General features: G+C 64.6%; 15 protein-coding genes. 10 read left to right on the top strand and 5 right to left on the bottom strand.

Annotated elements, in window-relative coordinates:
• Positions 1-229: 229 nt before the first annotated feature.
• The gene (locus J2S73_RS21605; RefSeq protein WP_306887790.1) at positions 230-1252 is read right to left on the bottom strand and encodes a LysR family transcriptional regulator; all 1023 of its coding nucleotides are present in this window, start codon (positions 1250-1252) and stop codon (positions 230-232) included.
• A gap of 240 nt (positions 1253-1492) precedes the next feature.
• On the opposite strand from J2S73_RS21605, the gene J2S73_RS21600 reads away from it, so the two are divergent.
• The 5 genes from J2S73_RS21600 to gbd all read left to right on the top strand — a co-directional run bounded on the left by J2S73_RS21600 (position 1493) and on the right by gbd (position 6769).
• Positions 1493-1999 (top strand): TRAP transporter small permease, encoded by a 507-nt coding sequence (locus J2S73_RS21600; protein ID WP_306887789.1) that lies wholly within the window; start codon positions 1493-1495, stop codon positions 1997-1999.
• Entirely contained in the window at positions 1996-3279 is a 1284-nt protein-coding gene (locus J2S73_RS21595) for a TRAP transporter large permease (protein WP_306887788.1), read from the top strand. Before J2S73_RS21600 ends, J2S73_RS21595 begins: the two co-directional genes overlap by 4 nt.
• Before the next feature lie 29 nt (positions 3280-3308).
• The gene (locus J2S73_RS21590; protein ID WP_306887787.1) at positions 3309-4304 is read left to right on the top strand and encodes a TRAP transporter substrate-binding protein; all 996 of its coding nucleotides are present in this window, start codon (positions 3309-3311) and stop codon (positions 4302-4304) included.
• Positions 4305-4505: 201 nt separating this feature from the next.
• Positions 4506-5504, top strand: coding sequence for an AraD1 family protein (gene araD1, locus J2S73_RS21585; protein ID WP_306887786.1), 999 nt, complete (start codon positions 4506-4508; stop codon positions 5502-5504).
• A 131-nt stretch (positions 5505-5635) separates the two neighbouring features.
• The gene (gene gbd, locus J2S73_RS21580) at positions 5636-6769 is read left to right on the top strand and encodes a 4-hydroxybutyrate dehydrogenase (protein ID WP_306887785.1); all 1134 of its coding nucleotides are present in this window, start codon (positions 5636-5638) and stop codon (positions 6767-6769) included.
• A gap of 66 nt (positions 6770-6835) precedes the next feature.
• Here gbd and J2S73_RS21575 read toward each other — a convergent pair whose 3' ends face one another.
• From J2S73_RS21575 to J2S73_RS21560, 4 genes are all read right to left on the bottom strand, one after another.
• Positions 6836-7669 (bottom strand): alpha/beta hydrolase, encoded by an 834-nt coding sequence (locus J2S73_RS21575; RefSeq protein ID WP_306887784.1) that lies wholly within the window; start codon positions 7667-7669, stop codon positions 6836-6838.
• 81 nt (positions 7670-7750) lie between these two features.
• Positions 7751-9214 (bottom strand): NAD-dependent succinate-semialdehyde dehydrogenase, encoded by a 1464-nt coding sequence (locus tag J2S73_RS21570; protein ID WP_306887783.1) that lies wholly within the window; start codon positions 9212-9214, stop codon positions 7751-7753.
• An 11-nt stretch (positions 9215-9225) separates the two neighbouring features.
• Positions 9226-10431, bottom strand: a complete 1206-nt coding sequence (locus J2S73_RS21565; RefSeq protein ID WP_306887782.1) for an iron-containing alcohol dehydrogenase — start codon at positions 10429-10431, stop codon at positions 9226-9228.
• Positions 10432-10449: 18 nt separating this feature from the next.
• Positions 10450-11454, bottom strand: coding sequence for an Ldh family oxidoreductase (locus J2S73_RS21560; RefSeq protein ID WP_306887781.1), 1005 nt, complete (start codon positions 11452-11454; stop codon positions 10450-10452).
• Positions 11455-11564: 110 nt separating this feature from the next.
• Here J2S73_RS21560 and J2S73_RS21555 point away from each other — a divergent pair, with 110 nt between their 5' ends.
• From J2S73_RS21555 to J2S73_RS21535, 5 genes are all read left to right on the top strand, one after another.
• Positions 11565-12251, top strand: coding sequence for a GntR family transcriptional regulator (locus J2S73_RS21555; RefSeq protein WP_306887780.1), 687 nt, complete (start codon positions 11565-11567; stop codon positions 12249-12251).
• Positions 12248-13807 carry a sugar ABC transporter ATP-binding protein gene (locus J2S73_RS21550; RefSeq protein ID WP_306887779.1) on the top strand — a complete coding sequence of 520 codons (1560 nt, stop codon included), beginning with the start codon at positions 12248-12250 and terminating at the stop codon, positions 13805-13807. The genes J2S73_RS21555 and J2S73_RS21550 overlap by 4 nt, the downstream gene beginning before the upstream one ends.
• Positions 13804-14799 (top strand): ABC transporter permease, encoded by a 996-nt coding sequence (locus J2S73_RS21545; RefSeq protein WP_306887778.1) that lies wholly within the window; start codon positions 13804-13806, stop codon positions 14797-14799. Before J2S73_RS21550 ends, J2S73_RS21545 begins: the two co-directional genes overlap by 4 nt.
• A gap of 36 nt (positions 14800-14835) precedes the next feature.
• Positions 14836-15801, top strand: coding sequence for a substrate-binding domain-containing protein (locus J2S73_RS21540; RefSeq protein WP_306887777.1), 966 nt, complete (start codon positions 14836-14838; stop codon positions 15799-15801).
• Between the two features lie 68 nt (positions 15802-15869).
• On the top strand, positions 15870-16463 hold the full coding sequence (locus tag J2S73_RS21535; RefSeq protein ID WP_306887776.1) for a DJ-1/PfpI family protein: 594 nt from the start codon (positions 15870-15872) through the stop codon (positions 16461-16463).
• The last annotated feature ends 322 nt before the right edge of the window (positions 16464-16785 follow it).

Genomic DNA, 16785 nt, shown 5'->3' with positions numbered 1-16785 from the left:
TGCACACCGCTACCCGCGAAGACACGAAAAAGGCCGCGCTGGACGCGGCCTTTTTTGTGGTCGCACGGGTGGCAGGGGGCGGATTGTGCGAACTGGTTGCGCACCTGCAGGATCGAAGGACCAGTGTCTTTGGCAGGCCTAATCCCCCGGGGGGTGGAGCGGCCGCTATGTGTCCCAGGTGCGCTGCGCTTGACGTGGTGGCACGCGCAATAGGTGCGGGTTGCGAATGCTACCTGACGGTGTCTGGCTCCGCCTCTAAGGGCTCAGTCGGGAGCTCCGGCGCAAGATCGAATGGCGAGGACGCCATGCCCGAAACATCGTCCAGCCGGTCGGTCGCTTCGAGGAACTCGTCAATGAACAACTGCGCGCTCGGCGGCAGGGTTCGGTCGCGGTGCGTCACGAGAAAATAGGGCTCGCTCGGCGTCTCTAACCGGATCGGCAGTATCGTGATCATGCCGAACCGCGCGAAGAACTCTGCCGCATCGGTGGACAGCAGCGCCACCGTCGACCGGTTGCGCTGGATCATGGAGACCACCGCAAAGGCGGAGGTCGCCTCCACCACGTTAAGCGGGAACTCGATGCCGGCATCATAGAACTCGCGTTCGAGATATCGCCGCATCGGCATGTTGGTCGCGCAGACAATCCATGGCCGATCCGCAAGATCTCCCAGCTCCAGACTGTTCGCCGACGCATCAGGGTGGTCCACGTTCGCGACAACGGCCAATTGTTCCTGGCGGACGTTGATGGCCTCGTAGGCTTCGCGTCGATGGCTCACGCTGGTTCGGCACAGAGCGACGTCGAGGCGTCCGTCGTCGAGCATGCGCAGGAGGCCTTCGCTCGTCCCCTCGATGATCTGCACGGACAGCGACGGCTGTTTTCCGAGCAGTCGCGACAGAATCTCAGTCGTGATCGGCACTGCGCCCATGATCGTGCCGACGGCGAGGCGACCGCCATGGCCGTTCAGAATGCCGCTCATCTCTTCGCGAAGGTGCGCGAGGTCGGTGTAGATCAGCCGGGCGTAACGGATCACGCAGTGGCCCACTTCGTTGGGTTCCAGGCCACGATTGGTCCGCACGAACAACGGTTCGCCGAGGGCCGATTCGATCTCCTGAAGAGCCTTCGTGGCGCCCGGTTGGCTGAGCGCCACCTGCTCTGCGGCCTTCAGGATTGAGCCGTGATCGTCCAGCGCCACAAGCAGGCGAAAGTGCTTCACACGAAGCCGCGACACCATCGAATTCAAGGATGGCAGCATTGGTATAACTTTCCTTGATACCGCTATCCGGAAGGTTCATTGGCCAATCTCGATATTGCCAGACTAAGCTTCAATCTCAATCAGCGCACTAAAAAAGTAAGAACGTGCCGGGTTGTATAATCCGAGATATTCGGACGATTGGATCGAAAAATTCGCTATATCAAAAGATAAAGCCCAGAAAGTGGGCCGTGAGTTGAGGAAACGTGCTGCGGAGGCGAGGGTCCCGATATGAGGGGAGGAGTGTTTCGGATTCTTGAGCACCTGCTGGTGCTCGGAATGTCCGTCATGAGCCTGATGGTTCTGTTGAACGTCGTCCTCCGGTACGGCTTCAATTCGGGGATCCCGTTCTCGGTCGAGGTGTCCCGGCTGATCTTTGTCTGGGTCGTGTTCGTCGGAAGCGTTGTCGCCTTGAAGGATGGAGCGCATCTCAGCGTCTCGTGGCTGATCGATGTCTTTCCGCGTCCGGTCCGGCTTGCCTGTTTCTGGGTCAGTCATCTGCTGATGCTGTGGTGCTGCTGGCTGCTTTGGCAGGGGAGCTGGGTTCAGACCGTCGTCAACCTGAACAACTACGCGCCCATCTCCGGCATCTCCGTCGGCACGATGTATGCGGCGGGCCTGTTTGCGGCAGCCTTCTTCGCCCTGATCATATTGCGCAATCTCTGGCGCTCGATCCGGCCCGGTCGGAGCGAGGAGATCAGGCCCGACGGATCCTCGCTGCCCGCCCGGGGCGAGGGCGACGACCGATGAGCGCATTCGTCTTTCTCGGGTCGCTTCTGGGGGCGATCGGGATCGGCATGCCGATCGCCTTCGCCCTGATGGTCTGCGCTGTCGCAATGATGGTGTCGATGGGCAACGTCAACGCCCAGATACTGGCGCAGAAGCTGATCGACGGGGCCGACAGCTATCCGCTTATGGCGATTCCGTTCTTCCTGCTTGCGGGCGAACTGATGAACGTCGGCGGCCTGTCCCAGCGGATCGTCAACGCGGCGATGAGCCTGTTTGGTCATTTCCGCGGCGGGCTCGGATACGTGGTGATCGGCACCGGCGTGCTTCTGGCCAGCCTCTCCGGCTCCGCTATCGCCGACACGGCGACGCTCGCCGTGATGCTTCTGCCGCTGATGCGCCGTGCGGGCTACGACGTCGGCCGGTCGGCGGGCCTGATGGCAGCCACCGGTATCATCGCGCCGGTGATCCCGCCGTCGGTTGGGTTCATTCTGCTCGGCGTGACGGCGAACCTGTCGATCACGAGCCTGTTCATGGCCGGTATCGTTCCGGGCCTGCTGATGGCTGTGATGCTGGTCGCTGCCTGGTGGTGGGTGTCGGCGCGTGACGGGACGGAGCCGCTGCCGCGGCGCTCCGGTCGGGAAGTCTGGCATGCGATCCGCTCGGCGTCCTGGGCCCTCGTCATGCCGGTGATCATCGTCGGCGGGCTCAAGTTCGGCGTCTTCACGCCAACCGAGGCGGGCATCATCGCGGCAGCCTACGCCCTTTTCGTCAGCCTTCTGGTCTACCGGGAGATGGGCCTCGGCGATCTCTATGCGGCAATCCTGAGTGCGGCGAAAACCACCTCCGTCATCATGCTGCTCGTCGCGGCATCGATGGTGTCCGCCTGGCTCATCACCATCCTGAACCTGCCCGGTCAGGTGGCGACGCTGCTGCAGCCGTTCGCCGACTCACAGACGCTGCTGCTGCTCATGATCGTGGTCGTCGTGCTGGTCATCGGCATGGTGCTCGATTTCACGCCCGCCATTCTCATCCTCATTCCGGTGCTCATGCCGGTCGTCAAATCCGCCGGAATCGATCCGGTCTACTTCGGCGTCGTCTTCATCATCACCTCCGCGATCGGAATGATCACCCCTCCGGTCGGCGTGGTTCTGAATGCCGTGTGCGGCGTTGGAAAGGTGCCGATGGAGGTGGCGGTTAGGGGACTGATCCCGTTCCTCATCGCGGAGGTCGCCGTGCTCCTGCTGCTGATCCTCTTCCCGGCCATCGTCACCGTGCCGGGAGAGTTCTTGGCCGGACGATAACTGCTCAACCATAAAAAGGGAGAAGTGACATGAAACGCCTGGGAACAACCCTACTTGCCGCGGGACTGGCGCTTGCCGCCGGCAGCGTTGCCGCACAGGAAGCGCGCCTGGGTTACGTGCCGATCGAAACGCACCCGGTGGGGAAGGCGGTCGAAAGGTTCGCCGAACTGGTCGCGGAAAAGAGCGACGGCCGCCTCACCATTGACACCTATTGTTGCGGAACCATCGGCAACGAACCTCAGCTCCAGTCCTCGCTGCAGGGGGGCTTCGTGCAGCTGATGGTCGGCCCGACGTCGAATCTCGTGGGCGCGGTTCCGGCCTTCGGCATCTTCGATCTGCCGTTCTTCTATGCGGATTTCGACGCCGTCGACGCCGTCATGGACGGCCCGGTCGGCGACGAGTTGTTCAACCGGCTGGAGGAGATCGGCATCGTCGGTCTCGCCTATTGGGACAACGGCTTCCGTCACATGACCAACGCCGTGCGCCCGATCGAAAAGCTGGAAGACATCGACGGTCTGAAGATCCGCGTGATCCCGAACCCGCTCTTCATCGAAACCTTCCAGGCTGTCGGCGCGAACCCGGTGCCGCTGCCCTATCCGGAACTCTACAACGCTCTCGAAAGCGGTGCTGTGGAGGCGCAGGAAACCCCGGTCGGGCTGACCTATTCCGACAAGTTCTACGAGGTGACGGACTATCTGACCCTCACAGGCCACGTCTACAGCCCGTATGTGCTGCTCGCCAGCAAGAGCTGGTTCGACGGTCTTTCCGAGGAAGACCGGGCGATCGTCGAGGAAGCTGCCCAGGAAACCGAGGCTTACCAGCGCGGACTGTCGCGGGACGCCGCCGATCACATCGCTCACACGCTGCTCGTGGAAGAGGGCATGGAAGTGATCGAACTCGCCCCCGAAGAACAGGAAAAGCTGCGCCAGGCGGTCGAGCCGGTGATCGAAAAGTTCTCCGGCAATATCGGGCCCGATCTGATCGAACAGGCCCGCAAGGATATGGCCGCGGCCAAGTCGGAATAACCCGACATCCGAACCCGGGCGGGACAGGCTGAGCCGGTCCCGTCCGTCCCACGACGTTCGTCATCCAAAAATCTGAGGCGTGTCCGGTTTCGGGCCCTGTTTGCCCGGGCACGGGAGCGGTGCGCCTGACCGAAGCCCCGTCACGGAGTTCTGTTTCCGCTCGTCGGAGCTGGCCGTGCGCTACCAGAGGAGCCTTTCCCGATGCGATTGATCCAGTTCGAAACCGACGACCGGTCGCGTGCCGTCGGCATCGTAGATGGCGATACCATTCGCCGCGTCTCGTCCGTTGCGACGATGCGCGAGCTTGCCCTGAAGGCGATCGCCAACGGTCGCACGCTCGCCGCAGAGGTCGAGGCTGCGGGGACCGAGGAGACCTACGACTACGGCACCCTTCTCGAAGAGATGCGGGTTCTGGTGCCGCTCGACCACGAAGACCCCGCCCACTGCCTGATCGCGGGCACGGGGCTTACGCACATGGGCAGCGCGGCGGCGCGCGACCAGATGAATCAGAAGGTGCAGGAGGGAGGCGAGCAGTCGCTGACGGACTCCATGCGCATGTTCAAGTGGGGCATGGAGGGCGGTCGCCCCGAGGGCGGTGAGCCGGGCGTTCAGCCGGAGTGGTTCTACAAGGGCGATGGGTCCATCGTCGTGCGCCCCGGAGCATCCTATCCTGTTCCGGCGTTCGCCGAAGACGAGGGAGAGGAGCCGGAGGTTGTCGGCCTTTATGTCGTCGGTCCCGATGGCAAGCCGTATCGGCTGGGGTTTGCGATCGGTAACGAGGCGACTGACCACGTTATGGAAAAGAAAAACTATCTGTACCTGCCGCACGCGAAGCTGCGCCATTGCTCCTACGGTCCGGAATTGCGCGTCGGCGACCTGCCGCGCCATATCGAGGGCACGGTCCGGATCCGCCGGAACGGTGACGTTCTGTGGGAGAAAAGCTTTCCGACCGGGGAAGACAACATGTGTCATTCGCTGGCGAACCTGGAGTTTCATCACTTCAAGTACGAGCAGCACTTGCGGCCCGGCGATGTCCATGTCCAGTTCATGGGCACCTCGGTGGCTTCCTTTGCCGATGGGATCAAGACGGAGGACGGCGACGTCTTCGAGATCAGCATTCCGGATTTTGGCCGCCCGCTGGTGAACGGAACGGTTCGGACCCCGGTGCCGTACGCCATGTCGAGCATGGCTGTTCTCTAGTTCTGACAATGCAAAGGGAGATCGCGCAGGCGGTGTTGCCGTAAGCGGCAAGCCGATGCCATGAAGGCAGGGTTCCGGCTTCTTCGCCCGGACCCCGGCATGTATCAGAATCTCAGGATCTGGAGCCCGCGATGGCACTCATTACCTACCTCACCCGGATTCAGTTCGAAGCGGGCTCGGTGAGGCTTCTTAGTGAGGAACTGAAGCTCGCGGGTGTCCGGTCCCCCCTGATCGTGACGGACCGGGGTCTGCTGACCGCCGGACTGGTCGAGCGCGTGATCGAGGCCGGCGGGCTTCCGGCTGATACGCCGATCTTTTCCGATACGCCCGAGAACCCGACGGAAGCAGCGGGCCGCGAAGCGGTCGCCTTTTTTCATGAAAGGCGTTGTGACGGCGTGGTGGGCCTCGGCGGAGGATCGCCCATCGATCTGGCCAAGGTGGTGTCGCTGCTCGTCACACATCCCGAACCGCTCGAACAGTATGCGGTCATTCTCGGAGGTCTCGACCGCATCACCTCGCGCAAACCGCCGGTGGTCGCGGTTCCGACCACAGCCGGTACCGGGAGCGAGGTGGGCCGGGCGGCGCTGATCACCCTGGAGGACGGCCGCAAACTGGGGTTCATCTCGCCTCACATGATCCCGACCGTCGCCCTGTGCGACCCGGAACTGACGCTTGGCCTGCCGCCGCTTCTGACCGCAGCGACGGGCATGGATGCAGTAACCCACTGCATCGAGACCTATCTGAGCCCGAAGTTCAATCCGCCGGCGGAAGCCATCGCCCTCGATGGGCTTCGGCGGGCCACTCGCTCGCTGCGCCGTGCGGTGGAGGATGGAAGCGACCTGGGCGCCCGCAGCGAGATGATGATGGCCGCGCTCGAAGGCGGCATGACCTTCCAGAAGGGCCTTGGGGCGGTTCATTCCATTTCCCACCCGCTCGGAGGGGTAAAGGGAACCCGGCTCCATCACGGCACCATCAACGCTGTGCTTTTGCCGCCGGTGCTGCAGTTCAACCAGTCAGCCGCACCCCACAAATATCCGCAGCTCGCAGAGGCGCTCGGCCTTGCACCCAACGCGGATCTCGCGTCGGCGATCGAGACACTGAATGAGGATCTCGGTCTGCCGAAGACGCTCTCGCAGATGGGGGTGCCCGAAGAATGTCTTCGGGACGTCGCGGAAGCCGCGGTCAAGGATCATTCCACGGCGTCAAATCCACGCCCGGTCGGCGCGGAGGATTTCATGGCCATCATGAAATCGGTATGGGATTGATGGCAGCCATTTTCCGGTTCACGGAAGTCAACCTCCGCCGGAACATGAATCGATCTCTCCGCCGGCTCAGGAGCCTGCGACCATCGTCGCAAGCCTCCGGCCGAGGGGCCGTTGCGGGTCGGCAAGATCGAGAACGACGGAGAGATGGTTGAGCCGGTATTCCGGCCGGATCTCCGTGGCCTGACCGCTTTCGCTCAGGAGCGCGTCGAGAGCTGCCGCCTGATCGTGGAAAGGCGCAGTTTCTTCGCTCCCGTAAGCCAGGACCCGTAGCGGCCCGTCCAGGTGTCGCGCGCTGAGGGGAGACCACGCGGCGGCTTCGTCCGCCGTCATCCGTATCTCGGATTTGAGGAAGCTCTCGGGAATGTCGGACAGGTCGTAGATGCCGCTGACGAGAAGAAGCCCTTTCACCGGCACCAGGTCCGGCGGTGAGGCGTCGCCCGGAGCTTCGGCTGCGAGCAGGCACGCGAGATGGGCGCCTGCGGAGTGGCCGCTGGCGGTGAAGCGTGCAGGGTCGGCTCCGATGGCAGGAGCGATATCGCAGAGATATCTGGCAGCGTTCCGGACCTGCTCGACGATCGCGGCGAGCCGTGTGCCGGGCATAAGGTCGTAGCTTATCAGCGCGGCGATGCCGCCCGACGCGATGACGGGTGCGGCAACCAGCGTGTGTGCTTCCTTGCTGCCGGATCGCCAGTAGCCCCCGTGCACGAACATGTGCAACGGTGCTCCCGGCGTCGGGTCCTCGGGAAACACCAGGTCGAGACATTGGCGGGGCGTCGGCCCGTATCTGAGGTCGCGTTCCATGCGGACGCGGGCGGCAAGCGAACGACTGCGCGCTTCGGTTTCCGCCATGATGGCATCGAAGTCCGGGATGAAATCCCGGTTCCGATATGGATCGTGCATGTCCATCTCAGCCCTCCGACCCTGCTTCGGTGACGGCAAGAAGGTGCGCCCGGCTGTGGCGCAGCCGCGGCGACCCGGCTGTCAGAACTCGACGGCGAAATACTTTGGTTCCAGGAACTCCAGGATCCCCGTCACCCCGCCTTCGCGGCCCAGGCCGCTCTGCTTCGTGCCGCCGAACGGGGCGGCCGGATCCGACATCAGGCCGCGGTTGATGCCGATCATTCCGGTGTCGATCCGCCGTCCAACGCGCATCGCCTGCATGATGTCGCGCGAATAGACGTAGGCGGCAAGGCCATGTTCCGTGTCGTTGGCGAGCTGCACGGCCTCGTCTTCGGTCCGGAACCGGTACACCGGCGCCACAGGTCCGAAGATTTCCTCGTGGGCGATCTCCGCGTCGGTCGGCACGTTTTCCAGCACGGTGGGTGGATAGTAGAAGCCATCTCTGGTCAGCCGGTCGCCGCCGGTCACGACGCGGGCACCGCGTGCCCTGGCATCGGCGACGAGCCGATCGATCTTGTCGACGGCCTGGGGCGTGATCATCGGTCCGCATTGAGTCTGCGGATCATAGCCCGGGCCAATCTTAAGGGCCGCCATGCGCGCAGCCAGCCCCTCCACGAAGGCGTCGTGGATGCCGCTCTGCACATAGAAGCGGTTGGCGGCCGTGCAGGCCTCGCCGCCATTTCGCATCTTGGCGATCATAGCTCCGTCGAGCGCTGCCTCGAGATCGGCGTCGTCGAAGACCAGGAAAGGCGCGTTGCCGCCCAGCTCCATGGAGCAGTGCACGACGGATTTTGCCGCTTCGGCCAACAGCGTCCGGCCGACACCGGTGGAGCCCGTGAAGGAGAGTTTGCGGACCCGGGGATCGGCCAGCATGGCCGCCGTTACCGGTCCCGGCTGCGCGGTCGTCAGCACGTTCACCACCCCGGCGGGAACTCCGGCCTCTTCGCCGAGGCGTGCCATGGCGTAGGCGGTCAACGGTGTCTCGGCCGCGGGCTTGAGAATGACGGTGCAACCGGCGGCAAGCGCCGGAGCGATCTTGCGGGTCGCCATCGCCGCCGGGAAATTCCAGGGCGTGATGAGGACCGCAATTCCGATCGGTTCATGGTCGACAAGGATATTGTGCGCCCCGGAGGGGGTGTGACGGAATTCGCCGCCGATCCGGGTGGCTTCTTCCGCGTACCATCGAAAGAATTCGGCCGCATAGGCCACTTCGCCGCGAGCGTCCGCGAGCGCCTTGCCGTTCTCCAGCGAGATCAGGACCGCGAGTTCCTCGGCACGCTCGCGCATCAGCTCGAACCAGCGCCGCAGGATTTCCGAACGTTCCCGCGGCGCGGTGCTGCGCCATCCGGCTGCTGCCGCCTCGGCCGCATCCACCGCGCTCAGGGCTTCATCGACACCCGCGTCGGCGACCTCGACGAGGAGGTCCCCGGTCGATGGGTCGATCACCGCGATTCCGTCTCCTGCGAGCCAGTTCCCGCCGATGTAGAGCCCGGCAGCATGGCGGTGCGGATCGGCATAGCCGTTAAAGGCCGCGGGACGAGTCATGAGGGTCTCCATCAGTGTGCCGCAGCAATGTCGAGGTCGCCGCGATAGGCCGCGCCGACCAGCCGGCGCATGTCGGGCAGCGTGAGCGGGCGCGGATTGTTCTGGACGAGCCTGGCGATGCCGCAGGACTGCTCGGCCACCCAGTCCAGCTTCTCCTCGGCCAGGCCGAGATCCTTGAGCGTGCCGGGAATGCCGATGCGGCCGAAGAGGGCCGCGACTGCTGGGATCACCTCCGCACCCGAGCCCAGGCCCATCTTGACGGCGAGTTGGTCGAGCTCCGGTTCGATAGACGGTGCATTCCAGGACATGACGTAGGGCATCAGGCAGGCGACCCCGGCGCCGTGGGCGGTATGGGTGAGGGCGCCGACGGGGTATTGAATGGCATGGGCCGCGGCGGTTCCGGCGACGCCGAAGGCAAGACCGGCGGTGGTTGCACCGAGCATGACCTTGGCGCGTGCGGGTTCGTTCATGCCGTCCCGACAGGCTGCCTCGAGCCCGTCCCACAGCAACTCGACCGCGGTCAGGGCAAACTGGTCGGATGTGGTGTTCTTGCCGATGAAGACCCGTTCCTGTGTCAGGTCGGGTTCCGGCCGGCGGCGGACCGCAGTGAAGGCCTCGATCGCATGGGTCAGCGCATCGGCACCTGCGATCGCAGTCAGCGACGCAGGGCAGGTCAGCGTCAGGTCCGGATCGCAGATCGAGGCGGTGGGAATCAGGTGCGGGGAGGAGATGCCGACCTTGAGCTGCCGTTCGGTGTCGGACAGGACCGCCACGGGCGTCGCCTCGGAGCCGGTGCCGGCCGTCGTCGGAACCGCGATCAGGGGCATCATGGGGCCGGGCACGCGGAACTCGCCATAATAGTCCTGCGGCCGTCCCCCGTGGGTCAGCAGGACCGCGACGCACTTCGCCATGTCGAGGCACGAGCCGCCCCCCACACCGATTACGAGGTCAGGCGCGAACCCGCGCGCCTTCTCGGCGCTGATCACGGCCGTGTCGACGGGCACGTCGGGCAGTGTCGACCCGTCGATACGTACCTCGAGGCCGGCGGCCTTGAGGTTGGCGGTCAGACGCAGGAATTCGCCATCTTCCGCCAGTCGTTCGTCGGTGATCACCAGTGCGCGCCGGCCATGCCTTCCGGCCACCCTGGCCAGGGCGTCGCGCTGACCGGAGCCGAAGATCAGCTCTTTGGGTGCCCTGATCGCGCCGAATAGTGTCATGCTCTCTCCTGTTATCTGTCAGCCGACCGAGAGGGCCTGGATCTGGTCATAAAGGGCGTCCGGCAGCTCGATGCCGGCTTCGAGGGAGTGCTGCCTGCGGGCACGCATTCGGTCGCCCGGGATCGCGATCGGGCGGGCCGGATCAGCGGCGCGCGATCCGCGGACGCGATCGAGGTAGGACGCCACTCCGGCGGCCCGGGCGTCTCCGGCGTTGGGATCGATCAGGATGATGAGGTCGCCCTTGTTCGCCACCTCGGTCGCATCCAGCGTCCCGTGGACCTCGGGTGCGAAATCCGATCCGGCGAGCGTGGCGACCAGAAGTTCGAAAGCCAGTCCCAGGCCATAGCCCTTGGCATCGCCGAAGGGCGCTATGGCGCCTGACTTTGCGGCTTCCGGGTCGGTCGTCCGGTTCCCGTCAGCGTCAACCGCCCAGTCGTCGGGAACGGGCCGGCCGGTCAGGGCGTGGTGGTGGATCTTACCCATCGAGACGCGGCTCGTGGCGAGGTCCAGAACGAACGGCTCGGCACCGGTCGGGATGCCGATTGCGATCGGATTGGTGCCCAGCATCGCTTCGGTGCCGCCGAACGGGTGCACCAGCGCTTCGCTGGTGGTCAGGACCACCGCGATCAGGTTCTGACGGGCGGCGGCTTCGACATAGTAGGCGAGCATGCCGATGTGATTGGCGTTTCGGATCGCAGCCAACACGATGCCGCGCGACTGCACGGCTTCCGAAAGCCGCCCGATGGTGTCCATCACAACGACCGGCCCGAGGCCGCGCTGTCCGTCCACCGCGAGTGCGCCAGGCCGGGTCCAGCGCGCCGAACCGGTCGCGTCGGGATCCGCCAGACCGGTCCGGATCCTGGCGATAATCTGAGGCAGCCTCTGAAGTCCGTGTGACGGCAAACCGCGCAGTTCCGCTTCCATCAGGACTTCGGCCTGAAGGCTGGCATTGGGGTTCGCAACTCCCTGCCGGGAGAGGGCTTTCTTCGCCAGGACCCTCAGGCTTTCGACCGGAACCAGCACGTCTTCGTTCCCAAAAAATCAGATCATATATGATATCGGATTTGACATTCGATATCGTATCAGTGTTAGAGTTAGCCTTGTCAAGGATGCTGATATCGGGATGGGACGGGATGGCAGTGACGACGGCTCGGGGCGAGAAGGGCAGCTTCATGCGCCCCTCCAGCATTGCTCAGAGCATCCACGAGCAAATCTACGAGCGGATCATGTCGCTGGAAATTCCGCCCGGGGCCCGGATCACGATCGACGGACTGGCTCGGGAACTGGACGTCTCACAGACGCCGGTGCGCGAGGCGCTCACCCGCCTCGAGCGGGAGGGCCTCGTTCGCAAGGCTCACATGATCGGCTACTCGGCGGCTCCCCAGCTGACCCGCAAGGAGTTCGAGGATCTCTACAAGTTCCGCCTGATGCTCGAGCCGGAAAGTGCGCGTCAGGCCTGCCTCAGGCTGACGCCGGAAACGCTGGCCCGCATCGAGGCGGCTGCGGCGGATATGGAGGAAGGGGAGCCGCCGGTTGATCGCAACAGTCGGTATTCCCGCTTCGCGCGGTCAGACGCTCATCTCCACGACGAGATCCTGAAGGTGGCCGACAATGACATCGTCCGGCAGGCCATAAACGATCAGCACGTCCATCTGCACATCTTTCGGCTGATGTTCCACAGCCGGGTGACGCAAGAGGCCCTGGAGGAGCATGAGCGGCTGCTCGAGGCTTTCCGCGCAGGTGACGCGGAAGCGGCTTACGAAGCGATGTACGACCATATCAGCCGCTCGCGCTCGCGTCTCACGGCCGCGTTCGAATGAGTGCCGCTTTGACCCGCGATGAGGCCATTGAATACGCGCCGGAAGCGCCCGTTCTGCATGCGGAGGCGCTGTCCAAGGCGTACGGCCCGATCACGGTACTGCGCGACGTCAGCCTCGATATCCGCGCCGGCGAGGTTCACGCCATCATCGGCGAGAACGGAGCAGGCAAATCCACGCTGATGAAGCTGCTCTCCGGTCACGCAGAACCAACGAGCGGCACGCTTTCCATGTCGGGCGCACCGGTTTCCTTCGATGACGCCGTGCAGGCGGAGGACGCCGGCATCGTTCTGGTGCACCAGGAAATTCTGCTCGCCCCGGATCTGACCGTCGCCCAGAACCTTTTCCTCGGCCGCGAAATATCGCGCGGGTTCGCCGTCGACGACCGAGCCATGAACCGGCGCACCGCCGAGGTTCTGGCGCGTGTGGGCTCCACGGCCCGGCCGACCGATCGCGTCGGCGACATGCCGCTTGCCCAGCAGCAGCTGTTCCAGATCGCACGCGCGCTGCTCGACGAGCGCAAGGTGGTGATCATGGACGAGCCGACCGCGATGCTCGCCAACGACGAGGTGGACGCTCTGTTCGACATCGTCCGTGCTCTGAGCGAGCACGGCGTCGCGGTCCTGTATATCTCCCACCGCCTGGAAGAGGTGGAGGCTCTCGCCGACCGTGTCACCGTCCTGCGGGACGGCCGGATGATCGGAACCTGGCCGGCCGCCGACCTGGACCAGCGCCAGATGGCGGAACTGATGGTCGGTCGCGAGCTCTCCATGCTGTACCCGCCGAAGCGCGGCGCGGCATCGGGCGAGCCGGTGCTGGCGGTTGAGGATCTTTCCGTCGATCACGGCCGGGTCGTGGGATCGTTCACGGTCCGCGCGGGCGAAGTGCTCGGTATCGGGGGCATGATCGGGGCAGGGCGCACCGAACTGATGGAAGGCCTCATGGGCCTGCGTCCTGCGCAGTCGCGGTCGATCGCGGTCGCGGGAACTTCGGTCGCGAAACATGATGTCGACGCGATGATGGCCGCGGGCGTCGTCTATCTGACCGAGGACCGAAAGGGCAAAGGGCTGCTCCTCAACGAGGGGCTGGGGTCCAATCTGACGCTTCAGGCGCTGGACATGGTCAACCCGAGCCTCCGGCTCAACGGCCGCAAGGAGGCGCAGCTCCTGCAGACGGCGATCGAGGAATACGACATCCGTGTCGGGTCGCTTGCCGTCGAGGCCGGAAAGCTCTCGGGCGGCAATCAGCAGAAACTGCTCCTGGCGAAGGTCATGCTGGCGGATCCTTCCGTCGTCATCATCGACGAACCAACCCGCGGCATCGATATCGGCAACAAGAGCCAGATCTACAGCTTCATCGACGGGCTCGTCCGGGCCGGCAAGGCCTGCATCGTCATCTCCTCCGAACTGCCCGAGCTGGTCGGGCTGGCGGATCGCGTCCTGGTGATGCGCGCGGGCCGCTTCGTCGCCGAGCTGACCGGCGACGACATCACGGAACAGAACATCGTCTACGCCGCCGCCAGCAGCGGCAAAGACACCGAGGGGGGAAAGCGCACATGAGCAGCGCCGAACGCGCAGCCGGTCCGCAAAGCGAAGGCTTCAAGATCCGCTGGGGCGATCTCGCTCCGTTCATCGCGCTCGCGATGATCGTTCTCCTGGGCGTGCTGATCAATTCCAACTTCATGTCGGGAAACAACATCCTGAACGTGATGACGCGCAGCGCCTTCATCGCGATCATCGGCGTCGGCGCGACCTTCGTCATCGCCACCGGCGGGCTGGACCTGTCCGTCGGGTCGATGATGGCGTTCGTCACCGGCATCATGATCATGGCGATGAACGCAATGGCTCCGGCAATCGGGGTATGGGCCATTCCCGCCGGCGCGCTGGTCGCCCTGGTGGTCGGTTCGCTCTGCGGGCTGATGAACGGAATGATCATCACAGTCGGCCGGATCGAGCCCTTCATCGTGACGCTCGGCACGATGGGCATCTTCCGCGCCTTCATCACGTTCATGTCCGACGGCGGGTCGCTGTCGATCGACCGCAGCCTGCGCAGTGCCTACAGGCCCGTCTATTTCGGCGACTTTCTCGGCATCCCGTATCCGGTGCTGATCACCATCGTGATCGCCCTCGTCGGGGCCTTCCTGCTCTACCGGACGAAGTACGGACGCCGGGTCACCGCTGTCGGGTCGAACGCCGACGTCGCCCGCTTCTCGGGCGTCCACGTCGGGCGCGTGCGGACGCTCGCCTTCGTCATCCAGGGCTTCTGCGTGGCGGTTGCGGCGATCTGCTACGTCCCGCGGCTGGGGGCGGCCACGCCGACGACCGGACAGCTCTGGGAGCTGCAGGTGATCACCGCCGTCGTCATCGGCGGCACGCTCCTGCGCGGCGGCAAGGCGCACATCTGGGGCACCGTCGCCGGCGCGCTCATTCTCGAGATCATCGCCAACGTCATGGTCCTCTCGGACATGGTGTCGGAATACCTGGTGGCTGCGGTGCAGGGGGCGATCATCATCATCGCCATGCTGGCACACCGCTTCACAAAGGCGCGCTGAACGCGCGGCAATCAAGAATCCAACGAGGAGGAAAGTATGAAGACAAGACATCAAGGAGTGGCCACGCTTTCGGCCGCAGTGGTTGCGGGGCTGCTCGCCGCCACCGCAGCGCAGGCCCAGGACAAGGAGTTCACGATCGCGGTCTCCATCCCGGCCGCCACCCACGGCTGGACCGGCGGCGTGGTCTATCACGCCCAGGAAGCGGAGAAGCAGCTCGAGGCCGCCTTTCCGAACATCGACGTGATCGTGTCGACCGCCTCGTCGGCGACGGCGCAGGTCTCCTCGCTGGAGGACCTGTCCGCCACCAACGAACTCGACGCGCTGGTCATCCTGCCGTTCACTTCGGAAGAGCTGACCGGGCCGGTTGAACAGGTCGCCTCCAACGGCACCTTCATCACCGTGGTGGACCGCGGCCTGGCGGATCCGTCGATCCAGGATCTCTACGTGGCCGGCGACAACATCGCGGTGGGGGCAAACACGGCCAAGTGGCTCGTCGACAAGCTCGGCGGCGAGGGCGAGATCGTGGTCCTGCGCGGCATCCCGACGGTGATCGACGACGAGCGCATCAAGGGCTTCAGGGACGTCATCGATGAGACGGACATCGAGATCCTCGACATCCAGTACGCCAACTGGAATCAGGACGAAGCCTTCACCCTCATGCAGGACTATCTCGCGCGCTACCCGAACATCGATGCGGTCTGGGCGAACGACGACGACATGCTGCTCGGTGTTCTGGAAGCCGTGGACGAAGCCGGCCGGGACGACATCAAGTACGCCCTCGGCGGCAACGGCATGAAGCAGGTGATCGAGATGGTGAAGGCGGGCGACGAGCGGACCCCCATCTCCACGCCCTATCCGCCGTCGATGATCGCGTCAGCCATGTACATGACGGCGGCGCAGTTCGCCGGACAGGCGCCGATGCGGGGATCCTTCAAGCTGGACGCGCCCCTTATCACGCCGGAGAACGCGGACCAGTTCTACTTCCCTGATTCCCCGTTCTGACGACGCCCTAACGGTCCGGCCGCCCGAACGGGCCGGCCGGACCCGCATCCCGATCAGCAGGAGCCCCCATGAGCGGCAAGAAAATCCTCATGCTCACCGGTGAGTTCACCGAAGAGTACGAAATCTACGTCTACCAGCAGGGCATGGAGGCGGTCGGCCACACGGTGCACGTGGTCTGCCCCGACAAAAAGGCCGGCGACCTGATCAAGACCTCGCTGCACGACTTCGAGGGCGACCAGACCTACACGGAGAAGCCGGGCCACTTCGCCGAGATCAACAAGACCTTCTCGGAGGCCGAAGCCGAGCTGGAAAGCTACGACGCTGTTTACGCGGCAGGCGGGCGAGGGCCGGAGTACATTCGGACCGATCCGCGCATCCAGGCGATGGTGCGGCACTTCCACGAGGCCGGGAAGCCGATCTTCACGATCTGCCACGGCGTCCAGATCCTGATGGCCGTGCCGGAGGTGCTGAAGGGGAAGGAAGTCGCCGGTCTCGGCGCCTGCGCCCCCGAAGTCACCGCCGTCGGCGGCATCTATATCGACGTCGCGCCGAAGGACGCCCACGTCCACGGGACCATGGTTTCGGCGAAGGGATGGACCGGCCTGGCGGCGTTCATGCGCGAGTGCCTGAAGGTCCTGGGGACCGAGATCCGCCACACCTGAGCAGAGGCGGCTGCTGCGCCGCCATTCACAGGACCAGGAGAGCTGCAGCTTTCGGGCTGCGGCTCTGCTTGCTGAGAAGCGGACTGCATCTCCTGGCCGGACGCGACGCCGTGGCCGATGACAAGTCGAAGCCGGCACTATCTCGTTTCGAATTTTCGCCAGTTGTTCGCGGGCTGATCCCGGCAGGTTTGGGATAGCTGCCAGCAATCAATATCAAGGAAATTCGCCCTGCAGGCGAACGCGTCCTGCGATGTGGGGCCCGAATTGTTCCGAGTGTCCCGCGACCGGAGGCGGTCGCGAATCTGACCACCCCGCGCTGCCC

Source organism: Amorphus orientalis, from assembly GCF_030814015.1.
In the GTDB taxonomy this organism is placed as follows: Bacteria; Pseudomonadota; Alphaproteobacteria; order Rhizobiales; family Amorphaceae; genus Amorphus; species Amorphus orientalis.
This window is presented reverse-complemented; position numbering and strand designations above follow the sequence as displayed.

Bases quoted from the DNA above. Each gene is read 5' to 3' on its own strand.
- J2S73_RS21605 (WP_306887790.1), bottom strand. From the start codon at position 1,252: ATGCTGCCATCCTTGAATTCGATGGTGTCGCGGCTTCGTGTGAAGCAC.
- J2S73_RS21595 (WP_306887788.1), top strand. From the start codon at position 1,996: ATGAGCGCATTCGTCTTTCTCGGGTCGCTTCTGGGGGCGATCGGGATC.
- J2S73_RS21590 (WP_306887787.1), top strand. From the start codon at position 3,309: ATGAAACGCCTGGGAACAACCCTACTTGCCGCGGGACTGGCGCTTGCC.
- araD1 (WP_306887786.1), top strand. From the start codon at position 4,506: ATGCGATTGATCCAGTTCGAAACCGACGACCGGTCGCGTGCCGTCGGC.
- gbd (WP_306887785.1), top strand. From the start codon at position 5,636: ATGGCACTCATTACCTACCTCACCCGGATTCAGTTCGAAGCGGGCTCG.
- J2S73_RS21575 (WP_306887784.1), bottom strand. From the start codon at position 7,669: ATGCACGATCCATATCGGAACCGGGATTTCATCCCGGACTTCGATGCC.
- J2S73_RS21570 (WP_306887783.1), bottom strand. From the start codon at position 9,214: ATGACTCGTCCCGCGGCCTTTAACGGCTATGCCGATCCGCACCGCCAT.
- J2S73_RS21565 (WP_306887782.1), bottom strand. From the start codon at position 10,431: ATGACACTATTCGGCGCGATCAGGGCACCCAAAGAGCTGATCTTCGGC.
- J2S73_RS21555 (WP_306887780.1), top strand. From the start codon at position 11,565: ATGGCAGTGACGACGGCTCGGGGCGAGAAGGGCAGCTTCATGCGCCCC.
- J2S73_RS21550 (WP_306887779.1), top strand. From the start codon at position 12,248: ATGAGTGCCGCTTTGACCCGCGATGAGGCCATTGAATACGCGCCGGAA.
- J2S73_RS21545 (WP_306887778.1), top strand. From the start codon at position 13,804: ATGAGCAGCGCCGAACGCGCAGCCGGTCCGCAAAGCGAAGGCTTCAAG.
- J2S73_RS21540 (WP_306887777.1), top strand. From the start codon at position 14,836: ATGAAGACAAGACATCAAGGAGTGGCCACGCTTTCGGCCGCAGTGGTT.
- J2S73_RS21535 (WP_306887776.1), top strand. From the start codon at position 15,870: ATGAGCGGCAAGAAAATCCTCATGCTCACCGGTGAGTTCACCGAAGAG.